The sequence below is a fragment of the Stutzerimonas kunmingensis genome (genome assembly GCF_900114065.1).
Classification (GTDB): Bacteria; Pseudomonadota; Gammaproteobacteria; order Pseudomonadales; family Pseudomonadaceae; genus Stutzerimonas; species Stutzerimonas kunmingensis.
In genome coordinates this window covers 1-9,714 of record NZ_FORS01000024.1, presented here as the reverse complement: position 1 = coordinate 9,714, position 9,714 = coordinate 1, and the positions used below count along the sequence as shown (strand labels likewise).

General features: G+C 58.0%; 10 protein-coding genes and 2 pseudogenes. 6 read left to right on the top strand and 6 right to left on the bottom strand.

Annotation, left to right across the window (positions count from 1 at the left end; genetic code table 11):
* Nucleotides 1-78: 78 nt before the first annotated feature.
* Nucleotides 79-414, top strand: a pseudogene (locus tag BM275_RS21830) (transposase); the annotation flags it as partial.
* An 84-nt stretch (nucleotides 415-498) separates the two neighbouring features.
* Here BM275_RS21830 and merR read toward each other — a convergent pair.
* Nucleotides 499-897 (bottom strand): Hg(II)-responsive transcriptional regulator, encoded by a 399-nt coding sequence (merR, locus tag BM275_RS21825; protein WP_003089120.1) that lies wholly within the window; start codon nucleotides 895-897, stop codon nucleotides 499-501.
* A gap of 74 nt (nucleotides 898-971) precedes the next feature.
* On the opposite strand from merR, the gene BM275_RS21820 reads away from it, so the two are divergent.
* From BM275_RS21820 to BM275_RS21810, 3 genes are read left to right on the top strand one after another with little or no spacing between them, the layout of a single operon-like run.
* On the top strand, nucleotides 972-1,322 hold the full coding sequence (locus BM275_RS21820; RefSeq protein ID WP_003089115.1) for a mercuric transporter MerT family protein: 351 nt from the start codon (nucleotides 972-974) through the stop codon (nucleotides 1,320-1,322).
* A 12-nt stretch (nucleotides 1,323-1,334) separates the two neighbouring features.
* Nucleotides 1,335-1,610, top strand: a complete 276-nt coding sequence (gene merP, locus BM275_RS21815) for a mercury resistance system periplasmic binding protein MerP (protein WP_003150552.1) — start codon at nucleotides 1,335-1,337, stop codon at nucleotides 1,608-1,610.
* A gap of 7 nt (nucleotides 1,611-1,617) precedes the next feature.
* Nucleotides 1,618-1,830 (top strand): GDCCVxC domain-containing (seleno)protein, encoded by a 213-nt coding sequence (locus BM275_RS21810; RefSeq protein WP_003089113.1) that lies wholly within the window; start codon nucleotides 1,618-1,620, stop codon nucleotides 1,828-1,830.
* A gap of 12 nt (nucleotides 1,831-1,842) precedes the next feature.
* On the opposite strand, the gene BM275_RS21805 is transcribed toward BM275_RS21810, so the two are convergent.
* The 5 genes from BM275_RS21805 to BM275_RS21785 form a co-directional block, all read right to left on the bottom strand.
* Nucleotides 1,843-4,836 (bottom strand): Tn3 family transposase, encoded by a 2,994-nt coding sequence (locus BM275_RS21805; RefSeq protein WP_003299771.1) that lies wholly within the window; start codon nucleotides 4,834-4,836, stop codon nucleotides 1,843-1,845.
* A gap of 3 nt (nucleotides 4,837-4,839) precedes the next feature.
* Nucleotides 4,840-5,250 carry a putative toxin-antitoxin system toxin component, PIN family gene (locus BM275_RS21800; protein WP_003150546.1) on the bottom strand — a complete coding sequence of 137 codons (411 nt, stop codon included), beginning with the start codon at nucleotides 5,248-5,250 and terminating at the stop codon, nucleotides 4,840-4,842.
* Nucleotides 5,250-5,489, bottom strand: a complete 240-nt coding sequence (locus tag BM275_RS21795) for a ribbon-helix-helix domain-containing protein (RefSeq protein WP_003089107.1) — start codon at nucleotides 5,487-5,489, stop codon at nucleotides 5,250-5,252. The genes BM275_RS21800 and BM275_RS21795 overlap by 1 nt, the downstream gene beginning before the upstream one ends.
* A 222-nt stretch (nucleotides 5,490-5,711) precedes the next feature.
* Nucleotides 5,712-6,874 (bottom strand): IS3 family transposase gene (locus BM275_RS21790; RefSeq protein WP_090523559.1). Its coding sequence is split into 2 segments (ribosomal slippage): nucleotides 5,712-6,619 and nucleotides 6,619-6,874, totalling 1,164 coding nucleotides; the frame shifts between segments, so codons are not numbered across the junction.
* Nucleotides 6,875-6,923: 49 nt separating this feature from the next.
* Entirely contained in the window at nucleotides 6,924-7,814 is an 891-nt protein-coding gene (locus BM275_RS21785; RefSeq protein ID WP_090523557.1) for a site-specific integrase, read from the bottom strand.
* A gap of 571 nt (nucleotides 7,815-8,385) precedes the next feature.
* On the opposite strand from BM275_RS21785, the gene BM275_RS21780 reads away from it, so the two are divergent.
* Both BM275_RS21780 and tcmP read left to right on the top strand, forming a co-directional pair.
* Nucleotides 8,386-8,820, top strand: a complete 435-nt coding sequence (locus tag BM275_RS21780) for a hypothetical protein (RefSeq protein WP_090523554.1) — start codon at nucleotides 8,386-8,388, stop codon at nucleotides 8,818-8,820.
* Nucleotides 8,821-9,077: 257 nt separating this feature from the next.
* A pseudogene (tcmP, locus tag BM275_RS21775) lies at nucleotides 9,078-9,709 on the top strand (three-Cys-motif partner protein TcmP); the annotation flags it as partial.
* Nucleotides 9,710-9,714 lie beyond the last annotated feature (5 nt).

Genomic DNA, 9,714 nt, shown 5'->3' with positions numbered 1-9,714 from the left:
GCTTGAGCCGTATGAGGGGTGACTCTCAAGTACGGTTCTTAGGGGAGGCAGGAGTGGTAACACTCCTGCTTTACCCGACTGAAGGCCCACATCGGCGTCGATGACGAATCGGGCCTGGTACATAGCGTGGTAGGTACGGCGGCTAACGTGGCGGACGTCACCCAGGTCGACAAGTTGCTGCATGGCGAGGAAAACGTGGTCTGCGCCGATGCGGGTTATACCGGCGTCGAGAAGCGTGCCGAGCATGATGGCCGCGAAGTGATTTGGCAGGTGGCAGCACGGCGCAGCACTTACAAAAAGCTGGGCAAGAGCAGCGCGCTGTACAAAGCCAGACGCAAGATCGAGAAAGCCAAGGCTCAGGTACGGGCCAAGGTTGAGCACCCGTTTCGGGTGATCAAGCGGCAGTTGGGGTTTGGGGAGCAATGGAACCAAAAACCAACGTAAGCTCTGAATCCCACCGTAAAGGGGCTTTCCGATCTCCAGCTCACCCGCCAGGCATTACTCTCTGATCAGTGCCTCGATGATCGGGCAGATCGTTCCGCCGTCTCCCGCATCACATTGCTGCACCAGTTCGCCTAACAGTTGCTGCATGACGACCAAGTCGGCCATCTTCTGCTCGATCAACGCGAGCTTGCGTGCAGCCCGTGCTCGCGTTTCGGCACAGGCGCACGACTCATCCAGCGTCAGCAGTCCACCGACTTCCGAGAGCGTGAAACCCAGCGCCTGAGCCCGCTTGATGAAACGCAGTCGCTTCACCATGTCCACCGGATAGCGCCGATGGCCACCCAAGGGTTTGGCTGGTTCATCCAGCAGCCCGCGTCGCTGGTAGTAGCGGATCGTCTCGACGTTCACCCCGGCGGCGTCTGCCAGCTTGCCAATGGTCAGCTCTGTGGCCATCACTTTCTCCTTGATTCCGTACTTTGGTACGGAGTTTAGAATAGCACCTAGGCAATCAGGCTCAGGAGATGGGAATGGGGATGCAACTCACCGGGAAAGGCTCGCTGGTCGCGAGTTCGCTGACCGCCATCGGTGCGTCGGTGTGCTGTGTCGGGCCACTGGTGCTGTTGGCACTCGGTGTCGGCGGTACGTGGGTGGGCGCTCTGACCATGATGGAGCCACTACGCCCCCTCTTCATCGGGTTGACTCTACTGTTCCTGGGATTGGCATTCCGCAAGCTCTACCTGGTGCCACAGGTTTGTACGCCAGGTACACCCTGCGCCGATCCGCGCACGCTCGTGCGACAGCGACTCGTGTTCTGGATCGTCAGCGTGCTGCTGCTCGGCCTATTGGCCGTGCCGTGGCTCGCCCCGCTGTTCTACTGAAGGAGATTAACCATGCGCAAACTGCTGATCGCCGTGCTTTTCGCCTTGCCCTTCGTGGCGCTGGCGGCTCCCCCGAAAACCGTCACGCTCGACGTGCAGAACATGACGTGCGGACTCTGTCCGATCACGGTCAAGAAGTCGCTGGAGAAGGTGTCCGGCGTGAGTGACGTCCAGGTCAATTTCGACCAGAAGACGGCGACCGTCACCTACGATCCCGATAAGGCCCAGCCCGAGGCACTGACTGAGGCGACCGCGAACGCGGGATACCCCTCCACAGTGCAGAAGTGAGGTCACGATGAGCGCCATTGTCCTTGAGTCCGTGCTGACTTGCCCGCGCTGCGGCTTCGCCAAGCCGGAAACCATGCCCACGGACGCCTGCCAGTTCTATTACGAGTGCAGCAACTGCAAGGCGCTGCTGCGCCCCAACCCAGGGGATTGCTGCGTTTTCTGTTCGTTCGGCTCGGTGAAGTGCCCGCCGATCCAGCAGCAGCTTGGGTGTTGCTCATAGCGTTTAGGGGGATCACAGGTCGTCGTCTGGATTACGCAGTGGCCGCAGCTCGCCGCGCGCAACTTCTTCCGGTACCGCAAAGGAATACCGCCCGAGCATGTTGATGTGCTCGTAGATCAGCGGCGATAGCCGGGCCAAATCCTCTTCCAGCACTGGATAGCCGTGCTGCTTGAGCCGTTCCACGGCCGCCGTCATGTAGAGGGTGTTCCACAGCACGATGATGTTCACCACCAGGCCCAGAGCACCGAGCTGGTCTTCCTGGCCTTCGCGGTAGCGCTGGCGGAGCTCGCCGCGTTTGCCGTGGAACACGGCGCGGGCCAGGCTGTGCCGGCCTTCGCCTCGGTTCAACTGGGTCAGGGTGGCGCGGCGCTTGGACTCGTCGTCGATATAGGTCAACGTGTGCAGAGTCTTTTCGATCCGCCCGAATTCGGCCAGCGCCTGGGCCAGCCGGGTGGGTCTATCTCCCGTTTGCAGCGTGCGCATGATGCCAGTCGCCGGCACCCGGCCGAGTTTGAGCGAGCCGGCCAGGCGCAGCAGGTCGTCCCAGTGCTCGGCGATCAGGTCGAGTTTGACCGACTGGCGGGCCAGCCCGTTGAGCTTGCCGTAGTCCGCGTCCGGGCGCGTGCGCCAGAAGCGGGTACCGCCGACATCGGCCAGCCGCGGACTGAAGTGGTAGCCAAGTAGGCGGAAGAGCCCGAACACCACATCGCTGTAGGCCCCGGTGTCGGTCATGATTTGCGTCGGCTGCAACTCGGTCTGCTGTTCCAGCACGACCGCCAGCAACACCAGGCTGTCGCGCAGCGTGCCGGGCACGGTGATGGCGTTGAGGCCGGAGAATTGGTCGGAAATCAGGTTGTACCAGGTGACACCCCGGCCGGTGCCGAAATACTTCGGATTGGGGCCGGCATGCACGGTGCGCACCGGTACGACGAAGCGCATGCCATCGGCGGAGGCGACCTCGCCGCCACCCCAGACTTGGGCCAGTTCCAGTTGGCTTTGCGCTCCGACCAGGATGGCGTTAGCCGCTGACAGGGTGTCGTCGCGGATATAATTCTGGCTGACCCAGGACAGCCGGTCACGGCGCAGCGCCGGGTTGTCGGTGCGGATCAAGGGCTCCAGGCCGGTGTTGCAGGCCCCGCCCAACAGCACCGCGCAGAGGCTGGTGACCAGGTTGTCGGCGCGTGCATTGCGTTCGGAGACATGGGTGAAGGCCTCGGAAAAGCCAGTGCGGGCGGCGATTTCCAAGAGGATTTCCGGCAGATCGACACGCGGCATCAGGTCAGACACGGCCGCCCGCAGTTGCAGCAACGAGCAGGGCTCGTCCAGCTTGTCCAGCGCCCCGAGCGACAGTTCGGTCTTGCCCTCGGTGTTCTCGCTCAGTTGAATCGCCGGGTTGTCGGGCAGGCGCGCGGCTACTGCCAGCCAGGTTGCATCCAGCTCGACGGACAAGGCGTCCAGGGTGGTTTTGGCGTCGATGGTCAGGCCCAGTGACCGGCAGATGATCGGTCGCGCCGCCAGCCATTCGGCACCGTCGAGCAGGCCAAGGCGCGGGTCGGCATAGCGCCAACTGGGCGAGACGAAGACATCGCGGCGGCGCAGGGCCGTGCGCAGCGCATCGAGCGTGCAGAACACATAGGCACCCATGTCGAGGGAGCCATCTTCGCGGGTGATGTGCTTCTGCCAAGCCTTGGCCACGATCTCCTGCGGCGCGTCATCCTCTGGCTTCCGGCGCGGCAGGTTCAGTTGCAGCCACTCCAGACTAGCCGCCACGCCCTTGCCGGCCGGGCTGAAGCCGAAGCGGATGTGCTTGAGCAGGTCGGGCAGGAAGCGGCGCACGCTGCGGTAGCGCGCTTCCAATGCAAGAAAATAGACGTCATCTACCGGGCGGATCAGCGCGTTGACCTCTTCCAGGGCCTTTTCCAGGGTGGTCCTCGGCAGGTCGTTGAACAGCCGGGCGCGCACGTTGTCATCGCTGATCGAGCTGTCCAGCACGACCTTGCACGCGGCGGCGAGCGTCGCGGCCGACCGATCCAGGTCTTTCAGGCTGCGCATGCGGGCTTTCTTGTCGGCCTTCTCCGCGTTGCTGAACAGGTCGCGCAGCAAGGCCTCCAGGACTTCCAGTGCGTCGTCGTGCGCAGTCGCCTCCAGGCAGAGTGCGAAGGCCACCAGTGTCGCCATCCGCCGCGACGCCGGCAGCCGATTAATCGCGGTGACCTTGGCCGTGTTGGCGAAGCGGGCCAGGGCGGCGATACGGCTGGGAGGGATGTGCGCCGCCGCCGGCAAGGTGATGCCGATGCCGCGCACGTCATCGAGCCGGCGCAGTGCCCGAATCAACGCGGGGCCACTGACCATGACCGGGCCGGAGCGCAATTGATCCAGCCGGGAGCTGCGGTTGCCTTCGGCCACCGTCAGCAAGTCTTGCAGTTGCAATCGCTGTTCCTCAGTCACGCTGCGGCCCAGCGTAAACCAGAGGCGTTCTTCGACCCGACTGCGCAACTGGGCGATAAAGCGCTCTAGTTGAGACACACCAGGCAGGAGGACTTTCTGTGTGAACAGCCACGAGGTGGCTCGCTCAAACAGCACTCCCGGCCGGTCGGTGCCCGTCCAGCAGAGGGCATACAGCCAGCGGCTCAAGCGAAAGCCGATGCCCGGATCGGTGAAATGACGATAGCCAAAGCGGTTCTGAATATCGGTGGCATGTATCCAGCGGCGATGATCGCTATAGCGCTGGAGGCAGTCGGGGTCTGGAATCGCCAGTTGTCGGCAAAGCACCTGCAGGACTTCCACCGGCACGGCGGCGGGCTTGTCCGGCAGAACGCCAACGAAGCGGACGGTGGTCAGCAGAACGGCATAACCCAGACGGTTATGGTTACCCCGCAGCACCTGGATGGCTTCACGGTCTTCATCGCTCAGGTGGAAGTAACGTTCCAGCTCTTCACGGCTGGGCGAATCAACATAGCGGCCAAAACCGTCGCGTTGCTCTTGAGTCAGAAAACCGACCGGCATTGATCACAGCACCTCGACGCAGAACACGGCGGGCGTGACGATCCGCGTGCGTTCGATGTGCCCGCGTTGCAGCAGGCCGGCGCGGCGATCACCGGTTACCAGGTAGTCCGCATCGCCCGCCAAGGCCATGGCCAGCAAAAACGAGTCATCCGGATCATCGGCTTCGACCTCGATGGTCAGGCGCTCCAGTACCACAGCCCGTTGCAGGTTATTGATCATGGCGCCCACCTTGGCGGGCTGTAGGATGGCCTGAAGCTTGGGATAGCGGCTGGCTCGACGAATTTCATCGAGTTGCATCCGCGAGGTCACCACCTCGAAACGCGCCGCCCGCCAGGCACGGTAGATCGCATCGGGCGCGCCATGTGGCGAGATCAGGGCGCTGAACAGGATGTTGGTATCCAACACGACCCGCATCAGCGCTTACGTGCCCAGTCGAGCGCTTCGTCAACCGCGTTGGTCAATTCTGCCTCACTCAGATGGGCGTTAGCGGCCTTGGCCTGCTCAGCGCTCAGCTCCAGGATGTGTGCCCGTACCGCTTCTTCGATGAAGCGCGACAGGTCGCCCTTACGGCCGCCGCCCTGGCTGGCCAGAAACATCCGAAGCGACTGGTCGGTGTCGGCCGAGACGGCGACATTCCAGCGAATGGTATTCATAGCGTTCTCCGCTAATAGGTGTTTGTGTGTTTATACGCCAATCACAAAGGGCGATGCAATGGTTCGACAAAACGAACAGATACCTGAGCGTTGACGACGTAAAGGTGGAAACCGCTATCAAAACCAGAGCTAGATACAAACGCTCTATAGCCTAAGGAATTCATGATTGTCCGCTGAAATGACCACATCACCTCAGCCGTCAGCGACCTCAGTCTGTAGTGGTCAACTAATCCCGGACACTGCGTTAAGTTTTTCTTCAGCCACAGCGGGCGGCAGCCCGGCGTTGAACTGATGTGGTCGTTGCCAGTTATAGCGCTGCATTAAGAAGCGACCAATATCCCGCTGTGCCAGCGAAGCGCTCATGTAGCCCACTGTCGGTACCCATTCTGTTTTCAAACTGCGGAACAACCGCTCCATCGGAGCATTGTCGTGGCAGTTTCCACGCCGGCTCATGCTCTGCTTGAAGCGATAGCGCCACAATCGTTGACAGAAGCTCCGGCTGCCATATTGGCTACCTTGGTCTGAGTGAAAAAGCACGCCCTGAGGCCGGCCACGCTGCTCATAGGCCATGTCCAACGCCTTGATCACCAAGTCGGCATCAGGTTTCGACGAAAACGCCCAGCCCACTACGCGACGGGCGAAAAGATCGATCACGGCAGCGAGATAGTGCCAGCGCCCCTGTGCCCAGACATACGTGATGTCGCCACACCAAACTTCGTTCGGCGCAGGCACGGTGAACGCCCGATCCAGCACGTTCGGGATATCCGGCCGCTCCACCGTCGCCTTTTTGTAGGCGTGTGAGCCAGGTTGCTTACTGATCAGTTTCATCTCGCTCATCAGCTTGCGCACTTTGAATCGTCCAATCTCTATACCGCCCTCTCGCATCATGAACACGATGCTTCGGCTGCCCGCCGCACTGCGGCTTTGGGTGAATAGCTCGTTCACTCGGCTGCGCAAAACCAGCCGCTCAACGTCCGGAGACCGGCGTTTACGGCAGTAGGCGTAGTAGCAAGATCGGGTGACATCAAATACCGAGCACAACAGATCAACAGGCTCTTCAGCACGAAGTTGATCAATCAACGCAAACGCTCGTGTTCCTCGGCCATCAAGAGCGCGGTAGCCTTTTTTAGGATCGATTTTTCCCGTTCCAAGCGGTTGATCCGGGCTTCTAACTCCTGGATTTTCTGCTGCTCGGGCGTCAGCGCTTTGCTGGCCGGAGTGACCCCATTTCGCTCCTCCTGGAGCTGATTTACCCATCGGCGAAGAGCCGACTCAACCAGCCCAAGTGAACGGGCTGCTTCGATGTGGCTGTAGCCTTGGTCGAGCACCAGGCTGGCGGCCTCGCGCTTGAACTCGGGCGAAAAGGAACGACGTTGCTTGGTCATCAGGCACCTCTCTATGGCGAGTATTCTCGCCTCAAATGGGTGTCCGGGTTTAGTAGACCACTACAGTCCTACGATCCAAGTCTCGCTGATCATTAAGAGCCACGGCGTCCGCACGCATTCGAGCAGGCACTGTATCTCTCACCTTTGAAAAGTCAGCATCGCTTGCAGGCTTAACCTTAACCGCTTCTGCACGTCCAAATCTTTTATCGCCATAGCGGCTAATCGAATCGGTAGCCTGGTGCCCCATGACGTATGCCATTTCTATTGCGGACATGCCTGAGGCTTTCAGATTTGAGCCGAACTGGTGACGAAGTGTGTACATACTCGGCACCTTCCTCCTACCGAATAGCTCAGTAGCGACTTGGTGAAGCGCAACGCGTATTGAATCCATACTGCGCGGCTGACATTTAAAAGCAGCGAGAGCGTTTCTCAAGATATTGCAGACGTCTCCATCAGCCTCAAGCGTTCGGCTAGCGCCGCGTAAACCGTTGTGGCTAAGCTTTGCACCGGATATATGGATGCGCCGGCCATCGATAGAAATTCCGTTAAGCTCGCATGGTCGCGCTCCGGTAAGAGATATCACCATTAAAGCTCCCGCTTCGACAGGCATATCTCGTTCAGCCAGACACCGTAGCCACGCTTCGAAATCAGCGGTAGAAAGCTTCTGCGGACGTCGCTGCTTTTTCTTTCGCGGCAGATTTAACACAGTGACCGGATTGAGCGTACGATTGATTTCTTGGGCAGCCCAGAAATTTCCTCGATGCTTTTGATCAAACGCCAAAGCGTTACGTAGGCGCCGATAATAATCCGGGCGGTAATCAGGGGCCGCCCGTAGTAAAGCACCAATAATATTGAGCTCATCAAGCTCAACGCCCTGCATCCGAGTCGCATAAAAATTACTGGCCAAACTAATATAGGCGCTTTGAGTCTCTGCATTCATATTATTCTTCTAATTATTATTTGCGTGACACATGCCACACAATCAATTATTGCAAATACGAAAACAAAAAAAACAACAACCAGAGCATTATTTTTCATATAACCCCAAAAGCCAAACATTGCAAAGGTGCAAAAATTCTATCCTTTCTATATCGCATTCCGGACTTTGGTTCGTTGGCCAAGAACGCACCATGTTACCTGACCCATCAAGACAACCCGCCGGGAGCAGCACATAGACCGACTGGATAGCGTCGGGTATCAGCAGGTGCTTCCACTCTTTCAGCCGATTCACATTTTAAAATGCGAGAACCAAGTAGAGTAATTTTAAATTGCGCTCACAGCCTGGGTCGGCGACGGACTGGCGCGATCGCTTACCGAGACACCACTGCCCACGACATACTGCTTGTGCCACTTTTAAATTATGAGTTTTGGGTCGAACACTCTACTAGATAGCCAGCCGAACGGCCTCCGGGGCGTTAACCAGAGACTGCATAAAAATACAGTTAGCCTATTGCCTTTTTTAAGCAGAGCAACTTAGAATTATGAACAGAACAACAACCTGAGGAAAAATCATGTCTATCCTAATTCTTAACTGCGAGCGCGACGAAGTCGGCGGTCAATACCTAGTAGCAAGCATTCACGGTGTGGAACACTGCGTATCACTTGATGATGACTATCCGGAGAAAATCCCAGATTCAGATGATATAGTCCACCGCATTAATGCAGATGACTTCAATGAGCTTTCTGAGAAGGTACGCTCCTACGTGCGCAAGCACAGCATAGCCCCCACTCATTCACTCGATGACGTTAGGCTGCTGGCGATGCAGCTCGGCGATATGAAAGCAAAGACCTACGAAATCGACGAAGAAGGTCATGGCCTCACGCTCCGTGACTGTAGCGTAGATAAAGGTGTACGCATCCTAGCTCGTAAATTTCAGAGTACATATCAGGCGCATCGCTGGCTGACCGAGCAACTGGATATTTTGAGTTTCAATGCACCACGGTAAGCGTGCACGCGCTAATGTCCCGCCATTGCATTCCCAATCAAAAGCCGCATGCAACCGAGGCGCGCTATATATAAAGACGTTTAATCGACTAAATTGACTTCAATGTGACTCGGTTAGACGTTGGCTTTATTGTAGATCGCCTGATTAGCTTGAAGACTGCCCACTTCAAATCTTTACTGTCTCGGTAGCCTTTCATTTACTAATGCCCGGCAACCGACGCACGCTTATAGATTGCACCAACAAAAGCGCATGGCATGCTGAAAGAGCTGAAGGCACATCAGCCTCGCAATTGGCAGTACCTGATCCAACGCCATCTGTCTGAAGGGATCAAACAGGAAAGCGGTGCCCAGTACATGACCGTGTTCTTCATCCGCCCTGCTGGCAGCAACCCGATGGCCTATTGGTTTATCCATCTGGCGAACAACTACCGCGCCAACGATGTGATGAAGAAGATCCACTGGAAATACGGCAACAACTTTTCCCATATGCTGTCGCCTTCCAGCTTTTTCGGCTACGACGCCAATCGGATATCGCCGTGACAGGCCAACACGATTTGCTGTTGGATGAGCATCACTTCGACGATGCCACCGATGACCGCGTCCGAGGAGAACTTTCAGAGCTCTTGCCCAAACAGGTCTACGAGGTAGAACGGCAACTTTTTTTGGGCCTGATGAGCGGATTGACCAACTACACCATGGCTGACGAGTTTCGCGTAAAGCAGGCGCTCGATATCGCTGTTGCGACCGGTGATTTGCTGGCGGTCGGTAAGGATGGCAAGACCAGGCGTCGCAAGGGCACTAGCATCAAATCCAGTGATATTCTGATAGCTCCCCCGCAGAGACCCATCTTCTTCGTGCCACAGCTGAAGAAATCCAGCTCGGAGAACTGAGGTTC

Bases quoted from the DNA above. Each gene is read 5' to 3' on its own strand.
- BM275_RS21780 (WP_090523554.1), top strand. From the start codon at position 8,386: ATGTCTATCCTAATTCTTAACTGCGAGCGCGACGAAGTCGGCGGTCAA.
- merP (WP_003150552.1), top strand. From the start codon at position 1,335: ATGCGCAAACTGCTGATCGCCGTGCTTTTCGCCTTGCCCTTCGTGGCG.
- BM275_RS21785 (WP_090523557.1), bottom strand. From the start codon at position 7,814: ATGAATGCAGAGACTCAAAGCGCCTATATTAGTTTGGCCAGTAATTTT.
- merR (WP_003089120.1), bottom strand. From the start codon at position 897: ATGGCCACAGAGCTGACCATTGGCAAGCTGGCAGACGCCGCCGGGGTG.
- BM275_RS21820 (WP_003089115.1), top strand. From the start codon at position 972: ATGGGGATGCAACTCACCGGGAAAGGCTCGCTGGTCGCGAGTTCGCTG.
- BM275_RS21795 (WP_003089107.1), bottom strand. From the start codon at position 5,489: ATGAATACCATTCGCTGGAATGTCGCCGTCTCGGCCGACACCGACCAG.
- BM275_RS21805 (WP_003299771.1), bottom strand. From the start codon at position 4,836: ATGCCGGTCGGTTTTCTGACTCAAGAGCAACGCGACGGTTTTGGCCGC.
- BM275_RS21800 (WP_003150546.1), bottom strand. From the start codon at position 5,250: ATGCGGGTCGTGTTGGATACCAACATCCTGTTCAGCGCCCTGATCTCG.
- BM275_RS21810 (WP_003089113.1), top strand. From the start codon at position 1,618: ATGAGCGCCATTGTCCTTGAGTCCGTGCTGACTTGCCCGCGCTGCGGC.